This is a genomic window from Sulfitobacter sp. HI0027, from assembly GCF_001634775.1.
Lineage (GTDB): Bacteria > Pseudomonadota > Alphaproteobacteria > Rhodobacterales > Rhodobacteraceae > Sulfitobacter.
Map to the genome: position 1 here is coordinate 1 of NZ_LWER01000163.1, position 15,292 is coordinate 15,292.

Here is a 15,292-nt window from a genome sequence, read left to right on the forward strand (position 1 = left end):
CGGTGATCTCGGCCGCCGAATATGACGCGCTGGTCGCGGCCCAGCAGCCGCCTGCCTCGGCCACCGAGGTGGCCCAGCCCGCGCCGCCCGAGGTAAGCGAAGAGACCCCCGAAGTGACGGCGGAGCCGGACACGCAGATCGAACAGCCAGAGCCGGTGCAGACCGAAACCCCGCCCGAAGACCTCCCCCCCGAGGTGACGGAACTGGAGTTGCCGCCGCAGACCCAGGTGGATGACACGCCGCCCGAAATGAACGAGCCGGTGGGCGATACCGCCGTGCTGGTGCCCGAAATCGCGCCCGAAGCCCGCCCGCGCGAAGCGCCCCGCGTGGCCCCCGAACCGGTAGAGCAGCCCGACCCCGAACTGCGCCCCGATCTGGACGAGCAGCCCGCCGTCGCGCCCGATGCCGAAGCCGAGGCGGAAACCGTCGTGGAAGAGCCGCAAGAGGCCCGCACGCCCGAGGACAGCACGACCGAGATCGTCACCGAAGCCGACAAGGCACCGGCGGCGTCTGCGCGTCCGCCCGGCCGCCGCCCGACACCGCCGCCCCCTGTCGAGGTGGCCGAGGCACCGGAAGAACCCGCCGAGACGCCAGCGCCCGCCCCGACGCCCGAGCCTGAGCCAACCCCGGAGCCCGTTGAGGAACCCACGACCTCCAGTTCGACCGAGGATGCCATCGCGGATGCGCTGAGCGAAGTCTTGGGCCAGCCTGAGACAACCGCGCCCGTGCCAAGCGGCCCGCCGCTGTCATCGGGTGAGCGCGAGTCTCTGCGCGTCGCGGTCTCGGCCTGCTGGAACATCGGCGCGCTGTCGACCGAAGCGGCGCGTACCACGGTCGTTGTCGGCATGCAGATGAACACCGACGGCACGCCCGTGGCCAGTTCGATCCGCCTGCTGAGTTCCAGCGGTGGCAGCGACACCGCCGCGCGGCAAGCCTTTGAAGCCGCGAAACGCGCGGTCATTCGTTGCGGCAGCAGCGGTTACAAACTGCCGCAGGAAAAATACAGTCAATGGCAAGACATCGAGATGACATTCGACCCAATGAGGAGCCGATAACATGCTGACTAGACTTCTGGGACTACTGGCGCTCTGCGCCACGGCGGCCACGTTCACCCTGGCCCCCAATGCGTCGCAGGCCCAACCGCTGCGCATCGTGATCGACGACCCGACGATTGAGCCTTTGCCCTTTGCCGTGCCCAGCTTTCAGCCTGAAAGCGGTGAGGCCGGGCAACTGGCCGTCGATCTGGCGCGCGTCGTCTCAGAAGACCTGACCGGCACGGGCCTTTTCCGTGAAATCCCGGCCAGCGCCTATATCTCGACCGTCAGCGACTTTAACGCGCCGGTGGAATACGCCGACTGGAAAGCGATCAACGCGCAGGCGCTGATCACCGGGGCGGTCAATGTCACCGGCAACAGCGTGAATGTGAAGTTCCGCGTCTACGATGTCTTCTCGGGCGAGGAATTGCTCGACAGCAGTGGGCAGGGCGGTCTGCAATTCAGCGGCACCGTCGATGGCTGGCGCCGCATGGCGCATAAGGTGGCCGATGCGGTTTACAGCCGGATCACCGGCGAGGGTGGCTATTTCGACAGCCGTGTTGTCTTTGTTTCCGAAACCGGGCCGAAGGACGACCGCCAGAAGCGTTTGGCGGTAATGGACTACGACGGGGCCAACCTGAAGTACCTGACCGATTCCGGCTCCATCGTGCTTGCCCCGCGATTCTCTCCCAGCGGTGACCGGGTGCTCTACACCAGCTATGAAAGCGGTTTTCCGCGCATCTATGTGCTGGACATCGGCACCGTCCAACGCCGCGCGCTGCAAAGCGCCGAAGGCTCCATGGCCTTTGCCCCGCGCTTCTCGCCCAGTGGCCAAACGGTTGTCTATTCGCTGAGCCAAGGCGGCAATACCGACATCTTTTCGATGGATATCAACAGCGGCCAGTCGGTACGCCTGACCAACACCCCCGCGATCGAGACGGCACCTAGCTTCTCGCCCGATGGCAGCAGAATCGTCTTTGAGAGCGACCGTTCCGGCAGTCCGCAGCTTTACGTCATGCCCGCCACCGGCGGAGAGGCGACGCGGATTTCCTTCGGCGAAGGGCGTTATGGCACGCCTGTTTGGTCGCCGCGCGGAGACTTGGTTGCGTTCACCAAGCAGAACAAGGGCCGTTTCCACATCGGCGTGATGCGTCTTGATGGCTCCGAAGAGCGCCTGCTGACCGCCTCTTTCCTTGATGAGGGTCCGACTTGGGCGCCCAATGGCCGGGTGATCATGTTCGCCCGCGAAACCCAAGGGGCAGGCGGGTCGTCCTCGCTCTATTCGGTCGATATTTCGGGGCGCAACCTCAAGCCGGTGCGCACGCCCGAAGGCGGCTCTGACCCCTCTTGGTCACCGCTGCAGCAGTAACGTATTCCACACCTCCCATACGGGCGCGGGCAATTCCAATGATCTCGCGCCTGTGTTAACACCAGCAACAACAACGCCACCACAGAGAAGGCAGACCCCCATGAAACGCATTTTGACCAGCACGCTTTTGATTTCCGCATTGGCCGTGTCGGCCTGTACAAACCCCGACCGTTTTGGTGCCGATGGCATGGGCGGCGCCGGGGCCAATGCAGGCGCAGGGGTCAACGCCGGCGTGGTGCCGGGCAGCGCGAACGACCCCACCTCCACCGCCTATTTCCAGCAGGCTGTCGGCGACCGGGTGCTGTTCCTCGTGGACCAATCCACGCTGACCGACCAAGGCCGTGCCACGCTCGACGGGCAGGTGGCTTGGCTGCAGACCAATACGGATTATCAAGCCGTGATCGAAGGTCACGCGGATGAGCAGGGCACCCGTGAATACAACATCGCGCTTGGCGGTCGTCGTGCCAATGCCGTGCGCGAGTATATGATTTCCCGCGGTGTTGCGGCATCGCGCCTCAAGACCATCAGCTATGGCAAAGAGCGCCCGATCGAGATCTGCTCGGAAGAGGCCTGCTATGCCAAAAACCGCCGTGCCGTGACCGTTCTGGCCGGTGGCGCACTGACCAGCTAATTGCGGCGCCAGCCCAAGCAATGACCAATCCAAGGAGGCCGATGTGCTGAAGCGATATATCTTCGTGGCGGTGATGGGGCTGATGACCGCCCCCGCCGCGCTTATGGCGCAGGACAACGATCAGACGCTGGCGGACATCCGCCAGCAGTTGACCGTGCTCAGTGTCGAGGTGCAAAAGCTGCGCCGCGAACTTTCGACCACGGGCGGCGGCTCGGTTGAGACCGGCGGGAGCTCTGTGCTTGAGCGTGTCGGCACCATGGAAAGCGAATTGCAACGCCTCACCTCCAAGACCGAGGAGATGGAGAACCGGATCAACCGGATCGTGGCCGATGGCACCAACCGGATCGGGGATCTGGAATACCGTTTGGTCGAGCTTGAAGGCGGCGATCTGGGCGCGCTTGGAGAGACCTCGACCCTCGGCGGAGGGGAGGCTCCAACCGTGGTCGCACCCGCCCCCGAAGCCGACCGCGAGGTGGTCGAGATGACCCCCGGCAGCGGTGGCGCGGCACCTTCAAACGGCATCATCACCCCCATCAACGAGGCAGAGCTGGCGGTCAGCGAAAAGACCGATTTCGAGCGGGCGCAGGGGGCGCTCGCCTCCGGTGACTTTCGCAGCGCCGCCGATCTCTTTGCGACCTTCAGTCAGACCTACCCCGGTGGTCCGCTAGCCGCCGAAGCCGAGATGCGCCGCGGCGAAGCCCTGACCGGATTGGGCGACAACCGCGAAGCGGCCCGTGCCTTTCTTGCAGCCTTCAGCACCGATCCCGAAGGGCCGGTGGCACCGCAGTCGCTGTTTGAGTTGGGGCGCGCGCTTGGCGTGTTGGAGCAAACACAAGAGGCCTGCGTGACCCTCGCGGAGGTTGCCGTGCGTTTCCCGGGCGCCCCGCAGGTGAGCCAAGCCGAAGCGCAGCGCCAGACGCTGGGTTGTTCCTAACCGCTGATGACTGCGCCTGCCGCGACGGCTGATGCAGCGCTGGCCAAGGGGCTGCTGGCGGGGCTGGGCGGTGCGCTGCCCCCCCGCCTTGGCGTTGCTGTCTCGGGCGGGGGCGATTCAATGGCGTTGCTATCGTTGCTGCATGGGCTTTCGGCGGCGGCGGGCACACATCTTGAAACCGTGACTGTCGACCATGGTCTGCGCCCCGAAGCCGCCGGAGAGGCCGCCTTCGTCGCGCGGTGTGCCAGCACTCTGGGCCTGTCGCATGAAACACTGCGCTGGCGGGGGTGGGACGGTCAAGGCAACCTGCAAAACGCGGCGCGTGAGGCGCGGTATCGGCTGATGGCCGATTGGGCAGAGCGGCGCGGGCTGCCCTGCGTGGCGCTTGGCCATACGGCGGACGATCAGGCCGAAACGGTGCTGATGCGATTGGCCCGCCGGTCGGGGGTGGACGGCCTGTCGGCCATGGCGCCGCGCAGCAAGCGGCACGGCATCACATGGCTGCGCCCGCTGCTTTTTGCCCGACGTGAGGCATTGCGAGGGCATCTGAGGCGCGCGGCCGTTGAGTGGGTCGACGACCCCAGCAACGATGACCCGCGTTTCGCCCGCATTCAAACCCGTCAAAGTCTTGCCGCCCTCGCGCCGCTTGGCATCGACGTAGAGGCCTTGGCCGAGGTGGCGCGCAACATGGCCACCGCCCGGGAGGCGCTGAAAAGCCAGACCGACAGAACGGCAGGCGATATTCTGCGCATGGAGGCGGGCGCACAGGTGATGCAGGCCGAGGGCTTTTTTGCCGCGCCCGAAGAGATCCGCCGCCGCTTGATGATTCATGCGCTTGGGCAGGTCAACGGCGGCACCTACCCCCCGCGCCGCGGCCCCGTGGCGGCCCTGATCGCGGGGTTGGCCGAGGGGCAGGCGGCCACGCTGGGGGGCTGTCAGGCGCTGCTTCGGCGCGGTGAAATCTGGGTCTTTCGGGAATATAACGCGGTGCGTGACCTGCGGGTGCCTGCGGATCAGCTGTGGGATGGGCGCTGGCGTGCGACGCCCCCAGAGGGGCTGCCGCAGGGCGCTGAATTGCGGGCCTTGGGGGCCGAGGGACTTGCCCAATGCCCCGATTGGCGCCGCCTTGGGCGGCCCCGTGCTATGCTGTTGTCGACCCCGGCGATCTGGCAGGGCGCGCGCCTGCTTGCAGCGCCCCTTGCCGGGCTGGTCGAGAAATGGCATGTCCAGCGCGAAAGCGGCGCGGAATGCAACGAAACCGCGCCATTATCGCATTGAACATGAGCGCATCATGTCTATCTTAGTATGGTGGTTGCCCGAACGGGCGCCCCTTGGGTCGCGGGACTTGCCCGCGGCCGTGTGAATTTAGGAGAATTCCCTTGGGAAATGTTCGTAACCTCGCCTTCTGGGTTGTCCTGATGTTGCTGGTACTGGCGCTGTTCAACCTGTTCAGCGGATCCAGCGGGTCGCTGCAAAACAACGAGGTCAGCTATTCAGAGTTCGTTACTTCCGTACAGGATGGTGATGTCCGTAATGTGACATTGGATGGCGAGCAGGTTCGGTTCCGCAAGGCGGATGGCTCCGACTACCTGACGATCAAACCCGGCGATGCCGAGCTGACCCAGCTTTTGATCTCCAACGATATTCCGGTCAAAGCTCGGCCGCAGCAACAGTCTGGTTTCCAGACTTTCCTGATGTCGCTTCTGCCCATCGCGTTGCTGATCGGTGTGTGGATCTACTTCATGAACCGCATGCAGGGCGGCGGCAAAGGCGGGGCGATGGGCTTTGGCAAATCCAAGGCCAAGATGCTGACCGAAAAGCAGGGCCGCGTGACTTTTGACGACGTGGCGGGCATCGATGAGGCCAAGGAAGAGCTTGAGGAAATCGTTGAATTCCTGCGCAACCCACAGAAGTTTTCGCGCCTTGGCGGCAAGATCCCCAAAGGTGCGCTGCTGGTGGGCCCTCCGGGCACTGGTAAAACGCTGCTGGCCCGCGCCATCGCGGGCGAGGCGGGCGTGCCCTTCTTCACCATCTCCGGCTCCGACTTTGTCGAGATGTTCGTAGGCGTCGGCGCGTCCCGTGTGCGCGACATGTTCGAACAGGCCAAGAAAAACGCCCCCTGTATCGTCTTCATCGACGAGATTGACGCCGTCGGTCGTCACAGGGGTGCAGGCTATGGCGGCGGCAATGACGAGCGTGAGCAGACCTTGAACCAGCTTCTAGTCGAGATGGACGGTTTTGAGAGCAACGAAGGTGTCATCATCCTCGCCGCGACCAACCGCCGTGACGTACTTGACCCCGCGCTGCTGCGTCCGGGCCGCTTTGACCGTCAGGTCACGGTGCCCAACCCCGACATCAAGGGCCGCGAAAAGATCCTCTCGGTTCACGCGCGCAAGACCCCGCTGGGGCCGGATGTTGACCTGCGCATTATCGCGCGCGGCACGCCGGGCTTTTCGGGCGCGGACTTGGCGAACCTCGTGAATGAGGCTGCGCTGATGGCTGCCCGTGTCGGTCGCCGTTTCGTCACCATGGTCGATTTCGAACAGGCCAAGGACAAGGTGATGATGGGACCAGAGCGCCGCTCGATGGTGATGACCGCCGAGCAGAAGGAGATGACCGCCTATCATGAAGCCGGTCACGCGCTGGTCGGCATGACGCTGCCGAAATGCGACCCGGTCTACAAAGCCACGATCATCCCGCGCGGCGGCGCGCTTGGCATGGTGATGAGCCTGCCTGAGATCGACCGGCTGAACATGTTCAAGGACGAATGCCACCAGCGCTTGGCCATGGCCATGGCCGGCAAGGCGGCGGAAATCCATAAATACGGCCCCGATTCCGTGTCGAATGGTCCGGCGGGCGACATCCAGCAGGCTTCTGCGCTGGCGCGCGCGATGGTGCTGCAATGGGGCATGTCCGATAAGGTCGGCAACATCGACTATTCCGAAGCCGCGCAGGGCTATCAGGGCAATACCGCTGGGTTCTCCGTCTCGGCCAACACCAAGGAGTTGGTTGAAAAAGAGGTGCAGCAGTTCATCCAAGACGGCTATGACCATGCGATGAAAATCATCTCGGAGAAAGAGGTGGAGTTCGAGCGTCTGGCCCAAGGTCTGCTGGAATATGAGACCCTCACCGGCGATGAGATCAAACGTGTCATGGATGGTCTGCCGCCTGCCGAAGACTCCGATGACGACAACTCCGACGCGGGCAGCGCACCCAGCGTCACCGCGATCCCCAAGGCGAAGGGCAAGAAAACCCCGCCGAAGGATGGCGGAATGGAGCCTGAACCTTCGGTGTGATCCGGCCTGCGACCCTATGAAAAACCCCGCTTCGGCGGGGTTTTTTCGTTTTGGGCTGACCCTTGGGCAATGGGCGGAATTTCCCCTATCGCTTCACAGCCGCCAGCGCGTTAGACAGGGGTGGAATTCCTAACCTGCCGGGGGTCTTATGCGCCGCATCCTTTCTGCCCTTGCCGTTCTCTTTGCGGTTACTGGCGGTCCGGCTTGGGCCGATCCGCAGACCTACGCCGTGGCATTGGGCGGGCGTCAGTTGGGCACGTTGCAGTTCAACGGTCAAAGCCGGAACGCCGCGTTTTTGTTGTCTCTCAACAACGCTCCTTTCGGCATCAAGAACGGCAGCTTCAACGCGGTCACCCAATCTAACGGGAACACGGCCAGCTATCTGGGTGCGAACCGGGGCAGCGAGACGCGCGATATCGCGCTTGACCGAACGGCGGGGCGGGTCACTTCGGTTGAAATCACGCCGTCTTCGGAAATGACGGAACTGTCGGATGCCAAAGCGGTGCCGCCCGGCGTCCTTTTCCCGCCTGAGCTTTTTGCCGCCCTTGCCACTGGCAATAGCTGCCCCTCTCCGCTGGCGCTCTACGATGGCCGCCGCGTGGTCCAAGTCGCGACCCAAGAGGTCCGTGAGGAAGGCCCTGCCGTGCATTGCGATATGTCTTACCGCGTTGTCATGGGGCCGGGCTATGTCTCTCCCTTTTATCTAAAATCCTTCGGGATGGCGCTTGTCTATACCGCGGGCACCCTCACTAAGGCCTCATTAAGCGGTGGTGGATTTAAGGTGCATTTGATCCGACAGTGAGCCTAGGGTTCAGCAGTCACCCAAACCACCCCGAAGGACCGCATGATGCCCGAGCTACGCAAGACAGACCATGTCGCTGAAATCACTTGGCTGGGCATGGTCCCTCAGGATCGCGAAAACATCCGCTCGGTCGCGATGGATCAGGCGCGTGCGACCTATGCAGGCTTTGAGGGGGATTTCCACGCTGGGCTGACCCGTCCGGCCTGCGTCCGCGTGCGCAACCTGCATCCTAAGGGCACGGAAATTCGCAATACCCGCCAACTGTCTATCCTTTCGGCCGAAGAGATGGCGCAGATTGCCGCCGCCATGGACCTCCCTGAGCTTGACCCAACCCTCCTGGGCGCGTCGATCATCCTCAAAGGCATCCCGGGCTTTACCCTCGTCCCGCCTGGATCGCGGCTGCAAAACGCCCATGGCGCCACCTTGGTGGTGGATATCGAAAATGGCCCCTGCAATCTGCCCGCGCGTGAGATCGAGGCTGACGCCCCCGGCCATGGCAAGGCCTTCAAACCCGCCGCGCAGGACAAACGCGGCGTGACCGCTTGGGTCGAGCGGGAAGGGCCGCTTGCCGTGGGCGACAGGTTGACGCTTTTCGTGCCGAACCAGCCCGTCTGGCCCCACCTCGGCTGACCGCGCGCCGTTTCGCGATGCTTGAGTGTCGGAAACACGGCCCCCCGTCGGGGTCTTGTCGCGCTATGGCTAAGGAATAAAAATCGCCACCAACGGCAACAGGGGAATCTCATGGCTTTCAAAACCGACATTCAAATCGCCCGCGAAGCGGCGAAACGCCCTATCCAAGCGATCGGCGAAAAGCTGGGCATCTCCAGCGACGACCTGCTGCCCTATGGCCATGACAAGGCAAAGGTAAGCCAGACGTTCATCGATTCCGTCCAAGACCGGGCGAACGGCAAGCTGATCCTCGTCACCGCGATCAACCCCACGCCAGCGGGAGAGGGCAAGACCACCACCACTGTTGGGCTCGGCGATGGATTGAACCGGATCGGCAAAAATGCGGCGGTCTGCATCCGCGAAGCCTCCCTCGGGCCGAACTTTGGGATGAAGGGCGGGGCGGCAGGCGGCGGCTATGCCCAGATCGTGCCGATGGAAGAGATGAACCTGCATTTCACCGGCGACTTTCATGCCATCACCAGCGCTCATAACCTGCTGGCGGCGATGATCGACAACCACATCTACTGGGGCAACGAGCTTGAGATCGACACCCGCCGCGTCGTCTGGCGGCGCGTGGTCGACATGAACGACCGCGCCCTGCGCCAGATCACCGCATCCTTGGGCGGCGTGCCCAACGGTTTCCCGCGCGAGACGGGGTTCGACATCACCGTCGCTTCCGAGGTCATGGCGATCCTCTGCCTGTCCAAGAACCTCAGCGATCTGCAAGAGCGCCTCGGCGCGATGATCGTGGCCTACCGCCGCGACCGCAGCCCGGTCTATGCCCGCGACATCAAGGCGGATGGGGCCATGACGGTGCTTTTGAAAGACGCGATGCAGCCCAACCTCGTCCAAACGCTGGAGAATAACCCGGCCTTCGTACATGGCGGCCCATTTGCCAATATCGCGCACGGCTGCAACTCGGTCATCGCCACGACCACAGCGCTGAAACTGGCGGATTACGTGGTGACAGAGGCGGGCTTTGGTGCCGATCTCGGGGCCGAAAAATTCATGAACATCAAGTGCCGCAAGGCGGGGCTCGCGCCATCGGTGGTCGTGGTTGTGGCCACGGTGCGGGCGATGAAGATGAACGGCGGCGTGGCGAAGGCGGACCTTGGGGCGGAAAATGTAGAGGCGGTGCAAAAAGGCTGCGCCAACCTTGGCCGCCATATCGAGAACGTAAAATCCTTTGGCGTGCCCGTCGTCGTGGCGATCAACCATTTCGTCACCGACACCGACGCCGAAGTGGCCACGGTCAAAGACTATGTCGCGGCCCAAGGGGCGGAGGCGATCCTGTCGCGCCATTGGGAGTTGGGTTCCGAAGGCTCTGCCGATCTTGCCACCCGCGTGGCCGAGATTGCCGATGGTGATCACGCGAACTTTGCCCCGCTCTATGCCGACGAGATGCCGCTTTTCGAAAAGATCGAGACCATCGCCAAACGCATCTACCGCGCCGACGAGGTGCTGGCCGATCAGAAGGTGCGCAATCAGTTGAAAGACTGGGAGGCACAGGGCTATGGCGACCTGCCAGTCTGCATGGCCAAGACCCAATACAGCTTCTCGACCGACCCCGATCTGCGCGGCGCGCCCACAGGCTTCGGCGTGCCCATCCGCGAGGTTCGGCTCTCGGCGGGGGCCGGGTTCGTTGTCGTGATTTGCGGAGAGATCATGACCATGCCAGGCCTGCCTCGGGTGCCATCTGCGGAGGCAATCAAGCTCAACGCCGATGGCGATGTGGAGGGATTGTTCTAAGGCGGGTTGCAATGACCCGCCGTCGCGGTGATGTAGGGCGTGTTCAACCTGCAGCGAGCGAAAGTGAGACGGATATGGCAGCGACAATCATCGACGGCAAAGCCTTTGCAGCAACGGTGCGTGACAAGGTGGCGGGCCATGTCGCCCGGCTGACGACGGATCACGGCATCACGCCGGGCCTTGCCGTGGTGCTGGTGGGGGAAGACCCGGCAAGCCAGGTCTACGTCCGCTCCAAGGGCAAAATGACCCGCGAGGTCGGCATGAAATCGGTCGAACACAAGCTGCCCGCGACTGTGGATCAGGACGACCTGCTCAAGCTGATCGACGCGCTGAACAACGACCCCGAGATACACGGCATTCTCGTACAGCTTCCGCTTCCGGATCATCTTGATGAAGCCCGCGTGGTCAATGCCGTCTCGCCCGCCAAGGATGTGGACGGCTTTCACATTTCCAACGTTGGGCTGCTGGGCACGGGGCAGAAAAGCATGGTGCCCTGCACCCCGCTTGGCTGCCTGATGATGCTGCGGGACCACCATGGGGATCTGTCGGGGATGAACGCGGTGGTCATTGGCCGTTCCAACATCGTCGGCAAACCGATGGCGCAGTTGCTCTTGGGGGATAGCTGCACCGTGACCATCGCGCATAGCCGCACCCGCGACTTGCCAGAGGTGGTGCGCCGCGCCGATATCGTCGTCGCCGCCGTGGGGCGCCCCGAAATGGTGCCGGGCGATTGGATCAAAGAGGGCGCCACGGTGATCGACGTGGGCATCAACCGGATTGAGACTGGCGAAAAGACCAAACTGGTCGGCGACGTGGATTTCGACAGTGCCAGCCAACGCGCCGGGGCCATCACCCCCGTGCCGGGCGGCGTCGGGCCAATGACCATCGCTTGCCTGCTGGCCAATACGGTCACCGCCTGCTGCCGCGCCAACGGGTTGGAAGAACCCGAAGGGCTGACCGCCTAAGCGGCAGGCACAGGCACGATGGTGCCCTGCAGGATGGCGATGAGCTTGGCCGCGCCATCCGTTTCCGCATGAACCTCTGCGGTCACCACGCAAAGCCGCCGGCCCGGTTTCACCACCCGGCCCGTGGCCATCAGCCGGTCCCCACGGGCGGGGGCCAGCAGGTTGATCTTGATCTCAGACGTGACGACATCAACCTCCGGCGGCAACATGCTCAGGGCCGCATAGCCCGCCGCGGAATCGCCGATGGAAAAGGTCAGCCCCGCATGGCCAAAACCCTGCTGCTGCATCGCGCCAGCCAGGACCGGCGCTCCGACCTTAACCAGACCCGACTGCACTTCGATGATCTCGGCGCCCAAGGTCTGCATCATGGTCTGCTTGGCAAAACTCTCCCGCACCCGGCGTTCAATCTGATCATCCATCATCGCATCTTTCCAGGCATGGGGATCGCCACTGGTTGCGCGCCTGTCAGCACTGCGCAGGCTTCCGGCCCCATCAAATCACAAAGCACCCGCGACTGGCTGCGCAGCCCGCCGGTATAGGTGCCATATGCAGGCAGGATCAGCCGCTTGCTGTCAAACAGAAAGGCCGGACGCGAGATGCTGCGGCCCCGCGCACGGATCGATGCCTTAGGATGATAATGCCCCGACACCTCGCCCCGGCCCTCGCTCGCGGCGATATGCCGAAAGGTCAGCGGGCCGAGCGCTATCTCTCCCAAATGCGTGCCGCCCAAGCCTACGGGGCCGGGATCATGATTGCCCTCAATCCAATCCCACCGCCGTCCGGCTTGGAGGCCCAGTATCCACAACCGTTCTTCCTCCGGCAGCGCCTGCGCCGCGCCAAGGTCGTCGAAACTATCGCCAAGGCAGATCACATGCCGCGCCTGCGTAAAGGACAGATCCGCTGCCAGACGGTTCAACGTATCGCGGGTCTCATAAGGCGGCAATGCCGACCCGCCGCGCCGCGCGATCCTTTCCGACTTGCCCAAATGAAGGTCGCTCACACAAAGCAAATCTCTTTCGCGCCACCAAAGCGCGCCAGAACCAAGCGCAGTCAGCCCCGCCCCGGCGAATGAAAACTTAAGTCCGTTCATCCTTTGTTCATCGGAGATCGCTGCTGATTTGGCAAGGGGTCAAACGCGATTGTCAGAAGACCGGAAACGGCAGCGCAGTGGTATTTAAGAAAGGATGAAAGGTAGAAAACGCGCCCCGCAGCCGGGCGTTAACCTGACCGGAGACGCGCCTTCATCCTTTGCGGTCATCGGCTCCTCAGCCTGTACCGCGGGATCAACATGCGCGGCGTGGGTTAAAGAACTCTTAATATCTTCATCCTTTTTTAAATACCTTGCAGACCCTTTCCGCCCGCGAAACCTCGGTGTTCAACGCCTATCTCGCCAAGGCGGCTGATCCGAGGACGGCGGGGTGAGCTGCGCGAGGCCGGAGGCTTCCATCAGTCGTTCGGCTTCTTCCGCCAGCATGCGTTCCTGTCCAGCGCCTTCGACAGGCACACGGCCCATTTCCAGAAACAGCGGTGCAGCGAGCGGGCTTACGCGGGTCAGTTTGCGGTGGGTGATGCGCCCGGCGATGCGGTCCAGCATCTCTTCGATCCTGCCGAAATCCACCAGACCACTCAAGGCTTCCTCGCGGGTGATGTCGAGCATCAGATGATCCGGCTCATAACGCTGCAACGTGTCGTAGAGGATATCGCTGGAAAAGGTCGTTTGTCGTCCGGATTTGCGTGTTTGGGGGCTGTTGCGTTCGATTAGCCCTGCGATGGTCGCCGCGGCCCGGAAGGTGCGTTTCATCACGGCATTGCCCGCAAGCCAACTGTCGAGACCCTCGTGCAGCACGCTGGGGTCGAGCAGCGGCGCGGGGTCGTCGACGGGGGAGAGGCCCCAGATGAGCGTGGCATAGTCTGTTGCTACGAAGCCCAAGGGGCGCAGGCCGAGGTCTTCCATGCGTTTGGTCAGCAGAAGGCCCAGCGTTTGCTGACCGTTGCGGCCGGCAAAACCGTAGAAGACCGTTTGTTCGGCAAAGTCATGGGGAAAACTTTCGACCAGCAGCGTGCCGGGTTGTGGCAACTGGCTGACCTCACGTTGCAAGGTCAGCCATTCGGCGGTGTGGCGCGGCAGTTCGGGCCAACTGTCTTGGGTGAACATCTGTTGCACGCGGGCCGAAAGCTGGGTGGAGGTGGCGAATTTCGTGCCTCCAAAGGTGGCCACCTTGGGCTTTTTTGCGGCGTTGCGGCTGACTTCGACAACGGTTTCGCGCAGGCCTTCGTAGCGGACGATCTGACCGCCGATTAGAAAGGTGTCGCCCTTGGTCAGCGTAGCGGCAAAGCCTTCTTCGATCTCCCCTAAGGGTTTGCCGCCGCGGTTGCGTTTCATGCGGACCTTCAGCTTATCGGTATCTTGGATCGTACCGATGTTCATGCGGATGCGTTGGGCGGCGCGCGGGTCACGCAGTTGCCACTGGCCGTCGGGGCGTTGCAGCAGGCGTTGCCAGCGGTCGTAGGCGCGCAGGGCGTAGCCGCCGGTGGCACAGAAGTCGAGGCAGGCGTCGAAGTCGGCGCGGGACAGGGCGGCGTAGGCCCCGGCGGAACGGACCTGTGCGAAGAGGTCGTCAGCGTCAAAGGGGCCTGCGCAGGCGGCGATGAGGATATGTTGGCACAGCACATCGCGCGGGCCGGGGCCGCGCGGGTCGCCGTCGAGCGCGCCTTCGAGGACAGCCTCCAGCGCGGCCACGCATTCGACCACCTCAAAGCGGTTGGCAGGCACCAAAAGCGCCTTGGAGGGCGCGTTGTAGCGGTGGTTGGCGCGGCCGATGCGTTGGACCAGCCGCTTTACGTTTTTGGGGGCGCCGATCTGGATGATGAGATCGACGTCGCCCCAGTCGATGCCAAGATCAAGCGTGCCGGTGCAGACGATGGCGCGCAGATCGCCGCGCACCATGGCGGCCTCGACCTTTTCGCGTTGGGCGCGATCCAAGCTCCCGTGGTGGATGGCGATCGGCAGGGCGTCTTCATTGGCGAGCCAGAGGTTGTGAAAGAAAATCTCGGCCTGTGCGCGGGTGTTGTGAAAGATCAGCGTCGTCTTGTGTTGGCGCACTTGCTCCAGCACCGCTGGAATTGAATAGGCAGCACCGCCCCCGGCCCAAGGCGGGGCTGCCTCGGTGTGCAGCATCTGGATGTCGGGGGCGGGGCCCGGATCGGCGAGCAGCACTTCGCAAGGGTCGGGGTGGCGGGCCATGAGGTGGGCGATGGCCGAAGGGTCTTCGACCGTGGCCGAGAGGCCCACCCGTTTGAGGCCGGGGCAGATGGCCTGCAACCGGGTGAGCGCCAGCATCAGCTGGTCGCCGCGTTTGCTTTCGGCGAGGGCGTGGATTTCATCGATCACCACCCGCTTGAGCCCGCGAAAGGTGCGGGCCGCGTCCTCGTAGGAAGTCAGCAGAGCGAGGCTTTCCGGCGTGGTCAGCAGGATATGCGGCGGGTCGGCGCGCTGGCGGCGGCGGCGCGATTGCGAGGTGTCGCCGGTGCGGTCTTCGATACGGATGGGCAGGCCCATTTCCTCAACCGGGCGGGTCAGGTTGCGTTTGATATCCGCAGCCAGCGCTTTGAGCGGTGAGATATAAAGTGTGTGCATCCCTTCGTGCGCCTCTTCGGTCAGATCAACGAGGGTGGGCAGAAAGCCCGCCAGAGTTTTACCGCCGCCTGTCGGCGCGATAAGCAGCAGGGCGGGGGCATCGGCACGGTCCAGCATTTCTTGCTGGTGCGGGTGCAGGGACCAGCCGTTCTGGGCAAACCAATCGGCGAATTTGGGGGGTAGGGCGCGCATGCACCCAATGTAGC

Annotated in this window: 13 protein-coding genes; 10 read left to right on the top strand and 3 right to left on the bottom strand. The window is 63.5% G+C overall.

Features of this window, described 5'->3' with window-relative positions; all coding sequences use genetic code 11:
* The first annotated feature begins 2 nt into the window (after positions 1–2).
* The 10 genes from A3722_RS10055 to folD all read left to right on the top strand — a co-directional run bounded on the left by A3722_RS10055 (position 3) and on the right by folD (position 11,449).
* A complete protein-coding gene (locus tag A3722_RS10055) occupies positions 3–1,055 on the top strand; it encodes an energy transducer TonB (RefSeq protein WP_082849441.1) in 1,053 nt (350 codons plus the stop codon).
* A gap of 1 nt (position 1,056) precedes the next feature.
* Positions 1,057–2,403, top strand: a complete 1,347-nt coding sequence (gene tolB, locus A3722_RS10060) for a Tol-Pal system beta propeller repeat protein TolB (protein ID WP_067624240.1) — start codon at positions 1,057–1,059, stop codon at positions 2,401–2,403.
* 100 nt (positions 2,404–2,503) lie between these two features.
* Complete coding sequence (pal, locus tag A3722_RS10065) at positions 2,504–3,034, top strand: peptidoglycan-associated lipoprotein Pal (protein ID WP_067624244.1); 531 nt, start codon at positions 2,504–2,506, stop codon at positions 3,032–3,034.
* A gap of 73 nt (positions 3,035–3,107) precedes the next feature.
* Complete coding sequence (gene ybgF, locus A3722_RS10070) at positions 3,108–3,968, top strand: tol-pal system protein YbgF (protein ID WP_067624268.1); 861 nt, start codon at positions 3,108–3,110, stop codon at positions 3,966–3,968.
* Between the two features lie 6 nt (positions 3,969–3,974).
* Positions 3,975–5,246, top strand: coding sequence for a tRNA lysidine(34) synthetase TilS (tilS, locus tag A3722_RS10075; protein WP_067624248.1), 1,272 nt, complete (start codon positions 3,975–3,977; stop codon positions 5,244–5,246).
* Positions 5,247–5,347: 101 nt separating this feature from the next.
* Positions 5,348–7,264 (top strand): ATP-dependent zinc metalloprotease FtsH, encoded by a 1,917-nt coding sequence (gene ftsH, locus A3722_RS10080; RefSeq protein WP_067624252.1) that lies wholly within the window; start codon positions 5,348–5,350, stop codon positions 7,262–7,264.
* A 148-nt stretch (positions 7,265–7,412) separates the two neighbouring features.
* Entirely contained in the window at positions 7,413–8,066 is a 654-nt protein-coding gene (locus A3722_RS10085) for a hypothetical protein (RefSeq protein WP_067624254.1), read from the top strand.
* A gap of 45 nt (positions 8,067–8,111) precedes the next feature.
* Positions 8,112–8,696, top strand: a complete 585-nt coding sequence (locus tag A3722_RS10090) for an MOSC domain-containing protein (RefSeq protein WP_067624271.1) — start codon at positions 8,112–8,114, stop codon at positions 8,694–8,696.
* Positions 8,697–8,807: 111 nt separating this feature from the next.
* Positions 8,808–10,484 carry a formate--tetrahydrofolate ligase gene (locus A3722_RS10095; RefSeq protein ID WP_067624257.1) on the top strand — a complete coding sequence of 559 codons (1,677 nt, stop codon included), beginning with the start codon at positions 8,808–8,810 and terminating at the stop codon, positions 10,482–10,484.
* A gap of 74 nt (positions 10,485–10,558) precedes the next feature.
* Positions 10,559–11,449, top strand: coding sequence for a bifunctional methylenetetrahydrofolate dehydrogenase/methenyltetrahydrofolate cyclohydrolase FolD (gene folD / locus A3722_RS10100; protein WP_067624260.1), 891 nt, complete (start codon positions 10,559–10,561; stop codon positions 11,447–11,449).
* Here folD and A3722_RS10105 read toward each other — a convergent pair.
* The 3 genes from A3722_RS10105 to A3722_RS10115 form a co-directional block, all read right to left on the bottom strand.
* Positions 11,446–11,868, bottom strand: coding sequence for a PaaI family thioesterase (locus A3722_RS10105; RefSeq protein WP_067624263.1), 423 nt, complete (start codon positions 11,866–11,868; stop codon positions 11,446–11,448). The genes folD and A3722_RS10105 overlap by 4 nt on opposite strands.
* Positions 11,868–12,539, bottom strand: a complete 672-nt coding sequence (gene pdeM / locus A3722_RS10110) for a ligase-associated DNA damage response endonuclease PdeM (RefSeq protein ID WP_067624266.1) — start codon at positions 12,537–12,539, stop codon at positions 11,868–11,870. The genes A3722_RS10105 and pdeM overlap by 1 nt, the downstream gene beginning before the upstream one ends.
* 285 nt (positions 12,540–12,824) lie before the next feature.
* The gene (locus A3722_RS10115; protein ID WP_067916104.1) at positions 12,825–15,278 is read right to left on the bottom strand and encodes a ligase-associated DNA damage response DEXH box helicase; all 2,454 of its coding nucleotides are present in this window, start codon (positions 15,276–15,278) and stop codon (positions 12,825–12,827) included.
* Between the last annotated feature and the right edge of the window lie 14 nt (positions 15,279–15,292).

What these genes read in the sequence shown, in the direction of transcription:
- tolB (WP_067624240.1), top strand. Translation starts at nt 1,057, where the DNA reads ATGCTGACTAGACTTCTGGGACTACTGGCGCTCTGCGCCACGGCGGCC.
- pal (WP_067624244.1), top strand. Translation starts at nt 2,504, where the DNA reads ATGAAACGCATTTTGACCAGCACGCTTTTGATTTCCGCATTGGCCGTG.
- ybgF (WP_067624268.1), top strand. Translation starts at nt 3,108, where the DNA reads ATGGGGCTGATGACCGCCCCCGCCGCGCTTATGGCGCAGGACAACGAT.
- tilS (WP_067624248.1), top strand. Translation starts at nt 3,975, where the DNA reads ATGACTGCGCCTGCCGCGACGGCTGATGCAGCGCTGGCCAAGGGGCTG.
- A3722_RS10085 (WP_067624254.1), top strand. Translation starts at nt 7,413, where the DNA reads ATGCGCCGCATCCTTTCTGCCCTTGCCGTTCTCTTTGCGGTTACTGGC.
- A3722_RS10090 (WP_067624271.1), top strand. Translation starts at nt 8,112, where the DNA reads ATGCCCGAGCTACGCAAGACAGACCATGTCGCTGAAATCACTTGGCTG.
- A3722_RS10095 (WP_067624257.1), top strand. Translation starts at nt 8,808, where the DNA reads ATGGCTTTCAAAACCGACATTCAAATCGCCCGCGAAGCGGCGAAACGC.
- folD (WP_067624260.1), top strand. Translation starts at nt 10,559, where the DNA reads ATGGCAGCGACAATCATCGACGGCAAAGCCTTTGCAGCAACGGTGCGT.
- A3722_RS10105 (WP_067624263.1), bottom strand. Translation starts at nt 11,868, where the DNA reads ATGGATGATCAGATTGAACGCCGGGTGCGGGAGAGTTTTGCCAAGCAG.
- pdeM (WP_067624266.1), bottom strand. Translation starts at nt 12,539, where the DNA reads ATGAACGGACTTAAGTTTTCATTCGCCGGGGCGGGGCTGACTGCGCTT.
- A3722_RS10115 (WP_067916104.1), bottom strand. Translation starts at nt 15,278, where the DNA reads ATGCGCGCCCTACCCCCCAAATTCGCCGATTGGTTTGCCCAGAACGGC.